The organism is Thalassomonas sp. RHCl1 (assembly GCF_947387555.1).
GTDB lineage: Bacteria > Pseudomonadota > Gammaproteobacteria > Enterobacterales > Alteromonadaceae > Thalassomonas.
The window spans coordinates 1-16,643 of record NZ_CANDNZ010000030.1 but is presented as its reverse complement, the minus strand read 5'-3'; the positions used below and the strand labels follow the sequence as shown (position 1 = coordinate 16,643).

Annotated in this window: 13 protein-coding genes and 1 tRNA gene; all 14 read left to right on the top strand. The window is 45.8% G+C overall.

The window, feature by feature from the left end:
* Positions 1-90 (top strand): hypothetical protein (locus QL234_RS31760; protein WP_281561131.1); only part of this gene is annotated, 90 nt, incomplete at its 5' end.
* A gap of 764 nt (positions 91-854) precedes the next feature.
* Positions 855-931, top strand: a tRNA-Trp gene (locus QL234_RS31755).
* Between the two features lie 93 nt (positions 932-1,024).
* Entirely contained in the window at positions 1,025-1,405 is a 381-nt protein-coding gene (gene secE / locus QL234_RS31750) for a preprotein translocase subunit SecE (RefSeq protein ID WP_281561730.1), read from the top strand.
* A gap of 2 nt (positions 1,406-1,407) precedes the next feature.
* The gene (nusG, locus tag QL234_RS31745; protein ID WP_236702726.1) at positions 1,408-1,980 is read left to right on the top strand and encodes a transcription termination/antitermination protein NusG; all 573 of its coding nucleotides are present in this window, start codon (positions 1,408-1,410) and stop codon (positions 1,978-1,980) included.
* Positions 1,981-2,174: 194 nt separating this feature from the next.
* Entirely contained in the window at positions 2,175-2,603 is a 429-nt protein-coding gene (gene rplK / locus QL234_RS31740) for a 50S ribosomal protein L11 (RefSeq protein WP_044836289.1), read from the top strand.
* 3 nt (positions 2,604-2,606) lie between these two features.
* A complete protein-coding gene (gene rplA / locus QL234_RS31735) occupies positions 2,607-3,302 on the top strand; it encodes a 50S ribosomal protein L1 (protein WP_281561729.1) in 696 nt (231 codons plus the stop codon).
* A gap of 316 nt (positions 3,303-3,618) precedes the next feature.
* Positions 3,619-4,113 carry a 50S ribosomal protein L10 gene (rplJ, locus tag QL234_RS31730; protein WP_044836291.1) on the top strand — a complete coding sequence of 165 codons (495 nt, stop codon included), beginning with the start codon at positions 3,619-3,621 and terminating at the stop codon, positions 4,111-4,113.
* 95 nt (positions 4,114-4,208) lie between these two features.
* Positions 4,209-4,577, top strand: coding sequence for a 50S ribosomal protein L7/L12 (rplL, locus tag QL234_RS31725; protein WP_044836292.1), 369 nt, complete (start codon positions 4,209-4,211; stop codon positions 4,575-4,577).
* A gap of 194 nt (positions 4,578-4,771) precedes the next feature.
* Positions 4,772-8,800 carry a DNA-directed RNA polymerase subunit beta gene (gene rpoB, locus QL234_RS31720; RefSeq protein WP_281561728.1) on the top strand — a complete coding sequence of 1,343 codons (4,029 nt, stop codon included), beginning with the start codon at positions 4,772-4,774 and terminating at the stop codon, positions 8,798-8,800.
* Between the two features lie 101 nt (positions 8,801-8,901).
* Positions 8,902-13,119 carry a DNA-directed RNA polymerase subunit beta' gene (rpoC, locus tag QL234_RS31715; protein WP_281561727.1) on the top strand — a complete coding sequence of 1,406 codons (4,218 nt, stop codon included), beginning with the start codon at positions 8,902-8,904 and terminating at the stop codon, positions 13,117-13,119.
* 195 nt (positions 13,120-13,314) lie between these two features.
* A complete protein-coding gene (gene rpsL, locus QL234_RS31710) occupies positions 13,315-13,689 on the top strand; it encodes a 30S ribosomal protein S12 (protein WP_044842190.1) in 375 nt (124 codons plus the stop codon).
* A gap of 75 nt (positions 13,690-13,764) precedes the next feature.
* Positions 13,765-14,235, top strand: a complete 471-nt coding sequence (gene rpsG / locus QL234_RS31705; protein ID WP_281561726.1) for a 30S ribosomal protein S7 — start codon at positions 13,765-13,767, stop codon at positions 14,233-14,235.
* Positions 14,236-14,351: 116 nt separating this feature from the next.
* Positions 14,352-16,457, top strand: a complete 2,106-nt coding sequence (fusA, locus tag QL234_RS31700; RefSeq protein WP_281561725.1) for an elongation factor G — start codon at positions 14,352-14,354, stop codon at positions 16,455-16,457.
* 58 nt (positions 16,458-16,515) lie between these two features.
* Positions 16,516-16,643 (top strand): GTP-binding protein (locus QL234_RS31695; RefSeq protein ID WP_281561731.1); only part of this gene is annotated, 128 nt, incomplete at its 3' end.

The following is a 16,643-nucleotide window of genomic DNA, read 5'->3' as shown; positions in this document are numbered from 1 at the left end:
CCAGTAGCGATGGACGAAGGTTTACGCTTCGCTATCCGTGAAGGTGGTCGTACTGTAGGTGCTGGTGTTGTATCTAAAATCATCGACTAATTATAGTCTTTGATTTAGTCACACTAAATCCGAATAAAAAAGGTCGCGTAAGCGGCCTTTTTTGTGCCTGGTATTTAGTGGATGCTGGTGTTGTATCGCTCTTACCTAAAGAAAGGCATCGACTAATTATAGTCTTTGATTTAGTCACACTAAATCCGAATAAAAAAGGTCGCGTAAGCGGCCTTTTTTGTGCCTGAAGTTTAGCGGTGCAGGTGTTGTATCGCTCTTACCTAAAGAAAGGCATCGACTAATATCGGTGCTTTAGAGCAACATCTACACCAAGAAAAGGTCGCGTAAGCGGCCTTTTTTGTGTCTGGTATTTAGTAGGCGCTGGTGTTGCGTCGCTCTTACCTAAAGACAGGCATCAACTAACATCTGCGAGCTGATATTGTCCCTTTGCCTTTATAGCTAAGCTAACTGGATAGATGAGTGCTGGTATTTAAATGACCTTTTACTGCGGCAAAAGGCCGCGTACGCAGCCTCTATTTGCTTCTAGGGAGATTGATAAAAAGCATGAAGATACCTTAGGGTAGCTCTGTCCAACACTCTGCCTGGATTTCCTGTAAAGTCCAGGGATCTCGAACCGAGCATTTAGAAAATGCTATGATATAGATATGATGAAATGAGTTGGCAATAACAGTCTGTACACCTTTGTCTGGTTGTTCTTTGAGCGCTTTTACAGAGGTTTTGCATAATTTCCTCGATTTATCTGCAATCACATATCGCATTTTATCGAGAAGCCATCTATAATGGCGCAGCTTTGCAGGGGTATAGTTCCAATTGGTAGAACAGCGGTCTCCAAAACCGACGGTTGGGAGTTCGAATCTCTCTACCCCTGCCACTTTAATTCAGGGCATGAAGCCCGAAGAAATAAACCTCGCCTTATGGCGGGGTCGTTTTGTCATACTTAGACGGGAAAATACAGGTCAGAATTATGAATGCAAGTACAGAAAACCAGCCGAGTGGTTCTCTAGACTCGTTAAAATGGGGAGTAGTTTTTTTCCTTTTAGCGGGTGCCGTATGGGGTAACTATGCCTATGGTGAAGAATCAGTATTAATTCGTGCAGTTGCGGTAGTGATTGCCATAGCCGTTGCCGGTTTAGTGGCGGTACAAACGGAAAAGGGCCGTACTGCATTAGCATTTGCGAAAGAGTCTAGAACTGAAATCCGCAAAGTTGTCTGGCCAACCCGTCAAGAAGCTATTCAAACCACAGGCATCGTATTAGTGGCGACATTATTTATGTCTCTGCTGCTTTGGGGCCTGGATTCTATTCTTTTCTGGGTAGTCGGTTTTATTACCGGTATACAGGTATAAATATGTCCGAAGAAACTACAACATTGACTGAAGAAACTTCAAAACCTAAATTAAGATGGTACGTGGTTCAGGCGTTTTCAGGTTATGAAGCGCGTGTCCAGAAAACCCTGATTGAGCACGTGGAAATCCACGGCTTACAAGACAAATTCGGTCAAATTCTGGTACCTACCGAAGAAGTGATCGAGATGCGTGCCGGTCAAAAACGCAAAAGTGCGCGTAAATTCTTCCCGGGTTATGTCCTGGTTGAAATGGCCATGGATGAAGAAGCCTGGCACTTAGTGAAAAGCGTACCTCGCGTGCTTGGCTTTATCGGCGGTACCAGTGATCGTCCTGCACCTATTTCGCAAAAAGAAGCAGATCGCATCTTACAGCGTTTAGAAACTACCGATCAGCCTAAGCCGAAGACCTTGTTCGAGCCGGGTGAAGTGGTTCGTGTTATCGACGGTCCTTTCGCAGACTTCAACGGTGTGGTTGAAGAGCTCGATTATGAGAAGAACCGCATCAAGGTTTCTGTGCTTATCTTTGGTCGTTCTACCCCGGTTGATCTTGAGTTTGGCCAGGTAGAAAAAGGCTAATTTAGGACATTTACCTTAATAGATTACTTTTTCTTTAAAAGAAGTATTGAATCGGCAGCGTTGATTAATATATAATCCGCTGCCGATTTTTTTTGAGTTGATGAAAATCAAGGCAAAAAGAGCGGATTTTATACTCACGGGGAGCCTGAATCGTAAGATAAGGCGTTTGCACCCATAATGAAGGTATTTATACAATGGCTAAAAAAGTCCAAGCTTTAATCAAGCTACAAGTAGCTGCTGGTGCAGCTAACCCGTCACCACCGGTTGGTCCTGCTCTAGGTCAGCACGGTGTGAACATCATGGAATTCTGTAAAGCGTTCAACGCCAAAACAGATTCGATTGAAAAAGGCGCGCCGGTTCCAGTAGTTATTACTGTATACAACGATCGCTCTTTCACTTTTGAAACGAAAACACCACCAGCTTCTTTCTTATTGAAAAAAGCGGCAGGTATCAAAAGCGGTTCAGGACGTCCTAACACTGAAAAAGTTGGTACTGTTACTACAGCTCAACTTGAAGAAATCGTTAAGACAAAAGAACCTGATCTTACTGCCGGTTCTTTAGAAGCAGCAGTGCGTACCATTGCGGGTTCTGCTCGTTCAATGGGTTTAGTGGTAGAGGACTAATCAATGGCTAAATTATCAAAACGCGCTCGTCTTATCCGTGAAAAAGTAGACGTATTAAAAGAATACGAAATCAATGAAGCTCTGGCTTTATTGAAAGAATTAGCAACTGCTAACTTCAAAGAAAGTGTTGATGTTGCCGTAAACCTTGGCATCGATGCTCGTAAATCAGACCAAAACGTTCGTGGTGCTACTGTATTGCCACACGGTACCGGTCGTGATGTACGTGTTGCTGTATTCACACAGGGCGCTAATGCTGAAAAAGCAAAAGAAGCCGGTGCTGATGTTGTTGGTATGGAAGATTTAGCCGAGCAGGTTAAAGCAGGCGAAATGAACTTTGACGTTGTTATCGCTTCTCCAGACGCCATGCGTGTTGTTGGCCAGTTAGGTCAAATCTTAGGGCCACGTGGCTTAATGCCTAACCCTAAAGTTGGTACTGTAACGCCTGACGTTGCTGCTGCGGTTAAAAACGCTAAAGCCGGTCAGATCCGCTACCGTAACGACAAGAACGGTATCATCCACACCACTATCGGTAAGGTTGATTTCGAAGACGCTAAGTTACAGCAAAACCTTGAAGCTTTACTGGAAGCCCTTAAGAAGGCTAAGCCGGCTAATGCTAAAGGCACGTTCATTAAGAAAGTTTCTGTTTCTACCACTATGGGTGCCGGTGTTGCCGTCAACCAGGGTAGCTTAACTTTATAATGTTCAGGTAAAGATTTTTTCTTTACCTTGGCGGAATTATGAACTATAATTTCGCCCCTTAAATTTTGGTAGGAGTTGTGGTTTTTGCGGTTTTTTATAAAAACCAAACAAACTTAACGACCCCGTCAAAGACCGTAGGTGCAGTAGAATATTAGTTTTATTGCTTAATCGACCTACGTAGATGGTGATTACCCAGATATTTCCTTAAATTTCTGGCTCTCGCCGTAAACGGCCTGAAGTCTTGCTTTTATAAGTATGGGGCTTTCAGGGATAGTAAATGCCGGATTTGTCCGGCTGAACCAGGAGTTAAAAGCCAATGGCTATCAATCTTGATGACAAAAAAGCAATTGTTGCTGAAGTTCAAGAAGCTGCCAGTGGCGCTCTGTCAGCTGTTATTGCGGATTCTCGCGGTGTAACAGTTGAAGCGATTACTGCGTTGCGTAAGCAAGCACGTGAAAATGGCGTTTGGATGAAAGTTGTCCGTAACACCTTAGCACGTCGTGCAGTTGAAGGTACTCCTTTCGAGTGTGTTAAAGATACACTTGTTGGTCCTTCACTTATCGCATTTTCAAACGAGCACCCAGGTGCTGCGGCTCGTCTTTTCTCTGATTTCGCTAAAGAAAATGAGAAATTCGAACTTAAAGCTGCTGCATACGAAGGGGATGTTGTTGACGTAAATATGTTAGCTAAGCTACCTACTTACGACGAAGCAATCGCACGTTTAATGAGCGCTATGAAAGAAGCATCTGCAGGCAAACTTTGCCGTACAATTGCTGCAATTCGCGATCAGAAAGAACAAGAAGCTGCTTAATTTTAGCCTTGGGCTACAAGCACTTTTTTGTATTTATAGTTATTCCAAACAGCACTTTTTACCATAAGGCTGTTTATTAAATTAGGAAATTTGAAATGTCTATTTCTAACGAAGATATTCTAAATGCTATTGCTGAAAAATCAGTAATGGAAGTTGTTGAACTAATCGAAGCAATGGAAGAGAAGTTCGGCGTATCTGCTGCAGCTGCTGTTGCTGTTGCTGGTGGTGACGCTGGTGGCGCTGCTGCTGAGCAAACTGAATTCGACGTAATCTTAGCTGGTTTCGGCGATAAGAAAGTTGCAGTAATCAAAGCAGTTCGCGGCGCGACTGGTTTAGGTCTGAAAGAAGCTAAAGAATTAGTTGAAGCAGCTCCTAAAGCTCTTAAAGAAGGCGTTGAGAAAGCTGAAGCTGAAGAGCTTAAGAAAGCTCTTGAAGAAGCAGGCGCTACTGTTGAGATCAAATAATCTGTCGCCCGACAGATTAGCTGCCTGAAAAGGCAATGGCTGGTGATTTAAACGTCACCGGCCTTTTTGCGCTAAAGAAATTGGTTTTTTTTTAAACCAAAACAGTGCATTATTTATTGTATTCGACTTAAATGTCACTGAAAAACCTGTCTTACTAGACAGATTCGGCCATAACCAGCAAGCTGAGGAACCCCATGGTTTACTCTTACTCTGAAAAGAAACGAATTAGAAAGGACTTTGGTAAAAGTGCACAGGTCATGGATTATCCATTCCTGTTGTCCATCCAACTCGAATCTTTCCGCAAGTTTATTGATATTGATCCCACAGGTGAAACAGGCCTTGAGGCCGCGTTCCGTTCTATTTTTCCAATTAAAGCCTACTCAGGTAGCTCTGAATTACAATTTGTCAGCTATCGCTTAGGTGAGCCGTTATTTGATGTTAAAGAATGTCAAATCCGCGGTATTACTTACTCAGCACCTCTGCGCGTGAAATTGCGTCTGGTGGTTTATGATAAAGAAGCACCTGCTGGCACAGTAAAAGATATCAAAGAACAAGAAGTATACATGGGTGAAATCCCCTTGATGACAGACAACGGTACTTTTGTCATCAATGGTACTGAACGTGTTATTGTTTCTCAATTACACCGTTCGCCAGGCGTATTCTTTGACCACGATAAAGGTAAGACCCATTCATCAGGTAAGGTCCTGTATAATGCGCGCGTAATTCCTTACCGTGGTTCATGGTTAGATTTTGAATTTGATCCGAAAGATAACTTATTTGTCCGTATTGACCGTCGCCGTAAATTACCTGCAACGATAATTTTACGCGCCCTGGAATACTCTTCAGAAGAAATTCTGGCGATGTTCTATGACAATACCGGCTTTGAAATCAAAGGCGACAAGCTGATCATGGAACTTGTTCCTGAGCGCTTACGTGGTGAAACCGCGACTTTTGATGTCAAATTAGCCAATGGTGATGTTCTGGTTGAGCAAGGCCGTCGTATTACGGCGCGTCATATTCGCACCTTGACCAAAGAAGGCATGACCGAATTGGAAGTTCCTACCGACTACATCGTAGGAAAAGTACTTTCGAAGAACTATGTTGATGAAAGTACCGGCGAGATCATCGCCGAAGCGAATGCCGAAATTACTTTAGAAATCCTTGCCGCCTTAAGTCAGGCCGGCCATAAGGCGATTTCTACCCTTTATATGAACGAATTTGATGTTGGTTCATATATGTCTGATACCTTACGTATCGACAGCACAACCAACCGTTTAGAAGCCCTGGTTGAAATTTACCGCATGATGCGCCCGGGTGAGCCGCCGACAAAAGATGCTGCTGAAACCTTATTCGCTAACTTATTTTTCTCATTAGAGCGTTACGACCTGTCTACCGTTGGTCGTATGAAGTTCAACCGTCGTGTTGGCATCGAAGAAGAAGTGGGTGAAGGCGTACTGTCTAACGAAGATATTATCTCGGTAATGAAAACCCTGATCGATATCCGTGACGGTAAAGGCGATGTTGATGATATCGATCATTTAGGTAACCGTCGTATCCGTAGCGTAGGTGAAATGGCAGAAAACCAGTTCCGTGTAGGTCTGGTTCGTGTTGAACGCGCCGTACGTGAGCGTTTAAGTCTGGGTGACTTGGATGCCATCATGCCGCAGGATCTGATCAATGCCAAGCCGATCTCTGCTGCCGTTAAAGAATTCTTTGGTTCCAGCCAGCTGTCTCAGTTTATGGACCAAAACAACCCGCTATCAGAAGTGACCCACAAGCGTCGTATCTCAGCCTTAGGCCCGGGTGGTTTGACCCGTGAGCGTGCAGGCTTCGAAGTACGTGACGTACATCCAACCCACTACGGTCGTGTATGTCCTATCGAAACGCCGGAAGGTCCAAACATCGGTTTGATCAACTCGCTTTCTTGTTATGCCCGCACCAATGACTACGGTTTCCTGGAAACACCATACCGTAAGATCATCGACGGCGTAGTAACCGACGAAGTAGATTACTTGTCAGCGATTGAAGAAGGTAACTTCGTGATCGCACAAGCCGATGCAAAAGTTGACGAGAACAAGAAGCTACAAGATGAATTAGTACCTTGTCGTCACAAGAACGAATTTACCCTGATGTCTGCCGATGCCGTTCAATATATGGACGTATCGCCACAGCAAATCGTTTCCGTTGCCGCCAGCCTTATCCCGTTCCTTGAACACGATGATGCTAACCGTGCCTTGATGGGATCGAACATGCAACGTCAAGCCGTACCTACCTTAAAAGTGGATAAGCCGCTTGTTGGTACCGGTATGGAAAAAATTGTTGCCGTTGACTCAGGTGTTACCGTGGTTGCCAAGCGTGGTGGTGTGATCGATTATGTCGACGCGTCACGTATCGTAGTTAAGGTAAATGAAGATGAAATGATCCCGGGTGAAGCGGGTATCGATATCTACAACCTGACCAAATACACACGTTCTAACCAAAATACCTGTATTAACCAGCGTCCAACCTGTCGTATGCACGAGCCGGTTGTCCGTGGTGACGTACTTGCCGATGGTCCTTCTACCGATTTAGGTGAATTGGCCCTGGGTCAAAACATGCGTATCGCGTTCATGCCGTGGAATGGTTATAACTTTGAGGATTCAATGTTGTTCTCAGAGCGTGTTGCGAAAGAAGATCGCTTCACCACCATCCATATCCAGGAATTAAGCTGTATCGCCCGTGATACTAAGCTTGGCTCAGAAGAAATTACTTCTGATATTCCTAACGTTGGTGAGTCTGCCTTATCTAAGCTGGATGAAGCCGGTGTTGTATATATCGGTGCCGAAGTAAACGGCGGCGATATCCTGGTAGGTAAAGTAACCCCTAAAGGTGAAACGCAGCTGACGCCGGAAGAGAAACTATTACGTGCCATCTTCGGTGAAAAAGCCGCTGACGTTAAAGACAGCTCGCTGCGTGTACCAAACTCAGTTTCAGGTACTATCATCGATGTCCAGATCTTCACCCGTGACGGTGTAGAAAAAGATAAGCGCGCCTTAGAAATCGAAGAAATGCAGCTTAAACAAGTCAAGAAAGACTTGGGTGATGAATTCAGCATTTTAGAAGACGGTATCTATGCCCGTGCCAAGAAGCTATTGTTATCTGCCGGCCTGAACGAGTCTGATTTGAACAGCATGTCTCGCGACAAGTGGTTGGTACAAAACCTTGCCGACGAAGGTCAGCAGTCTGAGCTTGAGCAAATTGCCGAGCAGTACGACAACATCAAAGCCGACTTCGATAAGAAGTTCGAAATCAAACGTCGTAAGATTGTTCAAGGCGATGACCTGGCACCAGGCGTACTGAAAATCGTTAAGGTATACCTTGCCGTTAAACGTCGTATCCAGCCAGGTGATAAAATGGCCGGTCGTCACGGTAACAAAGGTGTTATCTCAAACGTTGTACCAGTGGAAGATATGCCTTATGACCAAAACGGTGTACCGGTAGATATCGTACTTAACCCGCTGGGTGTACCATCGCGGATGAACATCGGTCAGATCCTTGAGACGCACTTAGGTATGGCTGCCCGCGGTATCGGTGAGAAGATCAACCGTATGCTTGAAGCTCAGCAGGAAATGCACAAACTGCGTGAATTCCTTAAAGAAGTCTACAATGTTGGTAAGTCGCGTCAGACGGTTGACATCGACAGCTTCTCTGATGATGAAGTGATGCGTTTAGCCGATAACTTACGTGCCGGTCTTCCTATTGCGACACCTGTATTTGACGGTGCGGCAGAGAAAGAAATCAAAGAGCTGTTCAAGCTTGCCGATATGCCGGAAAGCGGTCAGTTCACCCTGACTGACGGCCGTACCGGTCGTGAGTTTGAGCGTCCGGTAACCGTAGGTTACATGTATATGCTGAAACTGAACCACTTGGTTGATGACAAGATGCACGCCCGTTCTACCGGTTCGTACAGTCTGGTTACTCAACAGCCTCTGGGTGGTAAAGCTCAGTTCGGTGGTCAGCGTTTCGGTGAGATGGAAGTCTGGGCATTAGAAGCCTATGGCGCAGCATATACGCTACAGGAAATGCTTACAGTTAAGTCAGATGACGTTAACGGTCGTACTAAGATGTACAAAAACCTGGTTGATGGTGATCATCGCATGGAACCGGGTATGCCTGAGTCGTTCAACGTATTGTTGAAAGAAATTCGTTCGTTGGGTATCAACATCGAATTAGATCAGGAATAAGCCGGGTCAACTATAACTGTATTGCAGACCTAATTTGCGAAAATCAGTACATGGAGAGAGCAGTGCTCTCTCCCGTATTTAACTCCGACAGGAGATAGAGTGTGAAAGATTTACTTAAGTTTCTTAAGCAACAGAATCAAACAGAAGAATTCGATAGCATTCGCATCGGATTGGCTTCGCCTGATTTGATCCGTTCATGGTCATTTGGTGAAGTAAAGAAACCTGAGACCATTAACTACCGTACGTTCAAACCAGAGCGTGACGGCCTATTTTGTGCGCGTATATTCGGACCGGTAAAAGACTATGAGTGTCTTTGTGGTAAATATAAGCGTCTTAAGCACCGTGGTGTAATTTGTGAAAAATGTGGCGTTGAGGTTACCTTAACGAAAGTTCGTCGTGACCGTATGGGTCATATCGAATTAGCCAGCCCGGTTGCCCACATCTGGTTCTTAAAATCATTACCGTCCCGTATCGGTCTGTTATTAGACATGACCTTACGTGATATTGAGCGCGTGCTTTACTTTGAATCTTATGTTGTGACCGAGCCTGGTATGACAACATTAGAGAAAAGCCAGATCCTAACGGAAGAAGAATACCTTGATGCGTTAGAAGAGCACGGTGACGAGTTCGACGCTAAAATGGGTGCCGAAGCCGTTCTTGCTTTACTGCAACAAATCGATTTAGACGGTGAAGTAGCGCAGATGCGTGAAGAGCTACCGGAAATCGGCAGTGAAACCAAGCGTAAGAAGATCACTAAGCGTTTAAAACTGATGGAAGCTTTCGCCCAGTCAGGTAACAAGCCTGAGTGGATGATCTTATCGGTATTACCGATCCTTCCGCCTGATTTACGTCCGCTAGTTCCTCTGGACGGTGGCCGTTTCGCGACTTCAGATTTGAACGATCTGTACCGCCGCGTAATCAACCGTAACAACCGTTTGAAGCGTCTTCTTGACCTGGTTGCTCCGGACATCATCGTACGTAACGAAAAACGTATGTTGCAGGAATCGGTAGATGCCTTATTAGATAACGGTCGTCGCGGTCGCGCCATTACCGGTTCTAACAAGCGTCCATTGAAATCGCTTGCTGACATGATCAAGGGTAAGCAAGGTCGTTTCCGTCAAAACCTTCTTGGTAAGCGTGTTGACTACTCCGGCCGTTCTGTAATCACCGTTGGTCCTACACTGCGTTTACACCAGTGTGGTTTACCGAAAAAAATGGCCTTGGAATTATTCAAGCCTTTCATTTACGGTAAATTAGAAGCCCGTGGTTTAGCCACCACTATTAAAGCGGCGAAAAAATTAGTAGAGCGCGAAGGCGCGGAAGTTTGGGATGTACTTGATGAAGTGATCCGTGAACATCCGGTTATGCTTAACCGTGCACCTACCCTTCACAGATTGGGTATCCAGGCGTTTGAGCCGGTACTGATCGAAGGTAAAGCTATCCATTTACATCCATTGGTTTGTGCGGCCTATAACGCTGACTTCGATGGTGACCAAATGGCGGTACATGTACCATTGACGATTGAAGCGCAATTAGAAGCGCGTGCGTTAATGATGTCTACCAATAACGTATTATCACCTGCTAACGGTGACCCTATCATCGTACCTTCACAGGACGTTGTATTAGGTCTTTATTACCTTACCCGTGACCGTGTTAACGGTAAGGGTGAAGCCATGGTATTTGCCAATACCAAGGAAGCGGAAAAAGCTTACCGCACCGGTGTTGCCGAACTGCACGCCCGTGTGAAAATCCGTATTACCGAGCATGTAAAAGACGCCGAAGGCAACCTGGTTCCGCAAGTTTCCCTGCGTGATACCACTATCGGTCGTGCCATCTTATGGCAGGTATGTCCTGACGGCATCCCTTATGATCTGATCGACCAGCCGCTGGGTAAAAAGCCGATTTCGAAATTGATCAACCACTGTTACCGTAACCTTGGTTTGAAAGAAACCGTTATCTTTGCTGACCACATCATGTACACAGGTTTCCACTACGCGATGATCGCCGGTGCTTCTGTTGGTATCGATGACATGGTTATCCCGGATGCCAAGTACACCATTATCGAAGGCGCGGAAGAAGAAGTTGCTGAAATTCAGGAACAATTCGACCAGGGTCTTGTAACTGCCGGTGAGAAATACAACAAAGTAATCGATATCTGGTCATCTGCTAACGAAAAAGTTTCGAAAGCGATGATGGACAACTTATCGAAAGAAACCATTGTTAACCGTCACGGTGAAGATGAAGAGCAAGACTCCTTCAACTCTATCTTTATGATGGCTGACTCCGGTGCTCGTGGTAGTGCCGCTCAGATCCGTCAGCTGGCCGGTATGCGTGGCCTGATGGCTAAGCCGGATGGCTCCATCATCGAAACGCCGATCACCGCTAACTTCCGTGAAGGTCTGAACGTACTTCAGTACTTCATCTCAACTCACGGTGCTCGTAAAGGTTTGGCGGATACCGCACTGAAAACGGCTAACTCCGGTTACCTGACCCGTCGTCTGGTTGATGTTGCACAAGATTTGGTTGTTACCGAGCATGATTGTGGCACCGAAGACGGCTTATTAATGACACCATTGATTGAAGGTGGTGACGTTGTAGAACCATTACGTGAGCGTGTGCTTGGTCGTGTGGTTGCCGACGACGTGATGATCCCGGGTACCGAAGAAGTATTGTTACCGCGTAACACGCTGATCGATGAGCACCTGTGTGACGTTATCGAAGACAACTCAGTCGACCAAATCAAGGTACGTTCAATCATTACCTGTGAAACCGACTTTGGTATCTGTTCTCACTGTTACGGCCGTGACCTGGCCCGTGGTCATATGATCAACCAGGGTGAAGCGGTTGGTGTTGTTGCGGCACAATCAATCGGTGAGCCGGGTACACAGCTGACCATGCGTACCTTCCACATCGGTGGTGCGGCATCAAGGGCTTCTGCAGAAAACAGCGTACAGGTGAAAAACACCGGTACCTTGAAACTGCAAAATGCTAAGTTTGTTTTGAACTCAGAAGGTAATATCGTTATTACTTCTCGTTCATCCGAGCTTACCGTGATCGATGAGTTAGGTCGTGAGAAAGAGCGTTATAAAGTGCCTTACGGCTCAGTACTTTCCAAGAAAGACGGTGAAAGCATCGAAGCCGGTGAAACCGTGGCTAACTGGGATCCGCATACTCACCCAATCATCACCGAGGTAGCGGGTAAGATCAAATTTGTCGATCTGATCGACGGCTTGACCATGACCCGTGAAACCGATGAATTAACCGGTTTATCCAGCATCGTAGTAACCGATGCCGGTCAGCGTAGCTCGGCAGGTAAAGAACTGCGTCCTATGGTGAAACTGGTTGATATGAAAGGTAACGACGTCAACATCGCCGGTACCGAAATTCCAGCACAATACTTCTTGCCGGGTAACGCGATTGTTAACCTGGAAGATGGCGCGGAAGTTAACATCGGTGACGCCCTGGCCCGTATTCCACAGGAAAGCTCGAAGACCCGTGATATTACCGGTGGTCTGCCACGTGTTGCCGACCTGTTTGAAGCCCGTAAGCCGAAAGAGCCTGCCATTCTTGCTGAGAAGACCGGTATCATCGGTTTCGGTAAAGAAACTAAAGGTAAGCGCCGTCTGTTAATCACTCAGCCGAGCGGTGAAGTGTATGAAGAGATGATCCCGAAATGGCGTCAGCTGAACGTGTTCGAAGGTGAATCTGTGCAAAAAGGTGAAGTTATTGCCGATGGTCCAGAGTCGCCGCATGACATCTTACGCCTGCGTGGTGTAGCACCTGTTGCTAACTACATCGTTAACGAAGTCCAGGACGTTTACCGTCTGCAGGGTGTAAAAATTAACGATAAGCACATCGAAGTTATTGTCCGTCAGATGATCCGTAAGTGTGAAATCTTAGACAGCGGTGACAGCGAATTCCTTAAAGGCGAACAGGTTGAAGTGGCGCGCGTGAATATCGCAAACCGGGAGCTTGAAGCCCAAGGTAAAGTGCCGGCACAATACGAAATGCAGATGATGGGTATTACCAAGGCTTCCTTGTCTACCGAATCCTTCATTTCAGCGGCGTCGTTCCAGGAAACCACCCGTGTACTTACCGAAGCAGCTGTTGCCGGTAAGAAAGACGGTTTACGTGGCCTGAAAGAAAACGTTATCGTTGGTCGTTTGATCCCAGCCGGTACCGGTTACTCTTACCACCAGGAGCGTGCACGTAAGCGCACCCTTGAGCCGGAAGTAGAAGTAACGGTATCAGCCGATGAAGCTGAAAAAGCGTTAACCGATGCGTTAAATGCCGGATTGAACCCGGAAGCAGAAGATTAATGCAATTTTCTTGCTAAATAATGTAAGTTCTAGCCTGTCGGACTTGACAGGTTAAAGCTTGACCATTAGAATTCCGCGACCCTATATTCCGTACCTTATGTACTTAGAATCCAGGGTCGCGGTTTTCACGTTTATAAGCGCGTAAAATAGTAATCGACTATTATTACGCATGTTTCACTAATCAGGAGCTATTTAATGGCAACTATTAACCAATTGGTACGTAAACCACGTGTCAGACAGGTAGCAAAAAGTAACGTTCCTGCGTTACAAGCTTGTCCACAACGTCGTGGCGTATGTACTCGTGTGTACACTACTACACCTAAAAAACCTAACTCAGCACTACGTAAAGTTGCTCGTGTTCGTTTAACTAACGGCTACGAAGTTACTTCTTACATCGGTGGTGAAGGTCACAACTTACAAGAGCACAGCGTTATCTTAATCCGCGGTGGTCGTGTTAAAGATTTACCAGGTGTGCGTTATCACACCGTTCGTGGCGCACTGGATTGTTCAGGCGTTAACGACAGAAGACAAGGCCGTTCTAAATACGGTGCTAAGCGCCCTAAATCTTAACGGTTTCCGTGAAGTAAGGCCAAATTAACATATTTAACAATTTTGGGTTAATCCTGAATTATACGGAGAATTAAGATGCCAAGAAGACGCGTCGTAGGGCAACGTAAAATATTGCCAGATCCTAAGTTCCATAATGAACTTTTAGCAAAATTCATCAACATCCTTATGGTTGATGGTAAAAAATCTACTGCAGAAAAAATCGTTTACGGTGCATTAGACATCTTAGCCGAGAAATCTGAAAAAGAGCATTTAGAACTTTTCGAAATCGCTCTTGATAACATCCGCCCACAGGTGGAAGTTAAGTCCCGCCGTGTTGGTGGTTCTACTTACCAGGTTCCGGTTGAAGTACGTCCAGTGCGTCGTAATGCACTAGCCATGCGTTGGTTAGTTGATGCAGCTCGTAAACGTGGTGAAAAATCGATGGCTCAGCGCCTAGCTAACGAAATGTTAGATGCGTCTGACAACAAAGGCTCAGCGGTTAAGAAGCGTGAAGACGTTCACCGTATGGCTGAAGCAAACAAAGCGTTCGCTCACTACCGCTGGTAATCCCGGTCGTAATAAGTGGACTGGTGTCGTTATTGGTTTGTCTGGCTTAGTTAGCAAGCTGGTAACGACGCAAATTTATCGTTCGGGAAATGACTTCCCGGCAAGAGGATATAATTGTGGCTCGTACAACGCCTATTGAGCGCTACCGTAATATCGGTATTTGTGCTCATGTAGATGCCGGTAAAACGACAACAACAGAGCGGGTACTTTTCTACACGGGTCTTTCTCATAAGATCGGTGAGGTTCATGATGGCGCCGCCACCATGGACTGGATGGAGCAAGAGCAGGAGCGGGGTATTACCATTACCTCAGCGGCCACTACTTGTTTCTGGAAAGGTATGGATGCCCAATTTGAAGATCACCGCATCAATATCATAGACACCCCAGGTCACGTTGACTTTACCATTGAAGTAGAGCGTTCATTGCGTGTGCTTGACGGTGCGGTATTGGTACTGTGTGCTTCTTCTGGTGTTCAGCCGCAAACAGAAACCGTATGGCGTCAGATGGAGAAATACTCCGTACCGCGCATGGTTTTTGTTAATAAAATGGACCGCGCAGGTGCGGACTTTTTATCGGTTGTTGAACAACTAGGTTCTCGCTTGGGTGCTAATGCGGTACCGATGCAACTTGCCATCGGCGCGGAAGATGAGTTCACCGGTGTTGTTGACTTAGTAAAAATGAAAGCCATTAACTGGAACGAAAGTGACCAGGGCATGACCTTTACTTATGAAGACATTCCGGCGGATATGCAGGATTTAGCCGATGAATGGCGTGAGAATCTTGTTTCTGAAGCGGCAGAAGCCTCTGATGAATTGATGGAAAAGTACCTTGAAGAAGGTGACTTATCCGAAGCAGAAATTAAAGCTGCATTACGTACTCGTACCCTAAACAATGAAATCATCCTTTGTTCTTGTGGCTCGGCCTTTAAGAATAAAGGGGTTCAGGCGGTACTTGATGCTGTTATCGAATATATGCCTTCGCCGACGGAAGTTGATGCGATTACAGGTATTAACGATGACAAAGACGAAACCGAAGGAACGCGTGAAGCCGACGATAATGCGCCATTTGCCGCATTAGCGTTTAAAATCGCGACGGACCCGTTTGTCGGTACCTTAACCTTCTTCCGTGTCTATTCCGGTGTGGTTAACTCTGGTGACAGTGTTTACAACCCGGTGAAAGCCAAGAAAGAACGTTTTGGTCGTATCGTGCAAATGCATGCCAATGATCGTCAGGAAATAAAAGAAGTTCGTGCAGGGGATATTGCCGCGGCTATCGGTCTTAAAGACGTAACCACGGGTGATACCTTATGTGATGCCAACCATGTCATCACCTTAGAACGCATGGAGTTCCCTGAGCCGGTTATTTCGGTAGCGGTTGAGCCAAAAACCAAAGCTGACCAGGAAAAAATGGGTATAGCTTTAGGTAAGCTGGCTGCAGAAGACCCGTCTTTCAGAGTCGAATCCGACGAAGAAACGGGACAAACCATCATCTCTGGTATGGGTGAATTACACCTGGATATCTTAGTTGACCGTATGAAGCGTGAATTTAGCGTGGATTGTAACGTTGGTAAGCCACAAGTGGCCTACCGCGAAACCATTCGCTCTACGGTTGAAGTTGAAGGAAAATTTGTTCGTCAATCAGGTGGTCGTGGTCAATTTGGTCATGTTTGGTTGAAAATGGAACCTTTACCTGAAGGTGAAGGTTTTGAATTTGTTAACGAAATTGTTGGCGGTGTGGTTCCTAAGGAATACATCCCGGCAGTTGAAAAGGGTTGTAAAGAGCAGATGGATAGCGGTGTTTTAGCCGGCTACCCTATGTTAGACGTTAAAGTCACCCTTTACGACGGCTCTTTTCATGACGTTGACTCAAATGAAATGGCGTTTAAAGTCGCCGCCGCTATGGGTTTCAGAAAAGGTGCGCTTGAAGCGTCGCCGATTATTCTGGAGCCTATGATGAAGGTGGAAGTGACTACGCCGGAAGCAAACATGGGTGATGTCGTGGGCGATTTAAACCGTCGCCGCGGGATGATCGATGGCATGGACGAAGGTCCTGCTGGCTTGAAGATAGTGAATGCTTTGGTACCACTGTCTGAGATGTTTGGTTATGCTACTGACTTACGTAGTGCAACCCAAGGTCGTGCCTCTTATTCAATGGAGTTTCAACAATATAATGAAGCGCCTAAGAATGTTGCCGACACTATTACGGAATCTCGTAAGGCTTAATGAAAGTCTGGCTCGGTCTTATGGCCGGGCTTTTAATAAACTTTAAGGTAATTGAAAAATGGCTAAAGAAAAATTTGAACGTTCGAAACCGCACGTAAACGTTGGTACTATCGGACACGTTGACCACGGTAAAACTACTTTAACAGCTGCTATCTCTGCTGTATTAACTAAAACTCACGGTGGTGA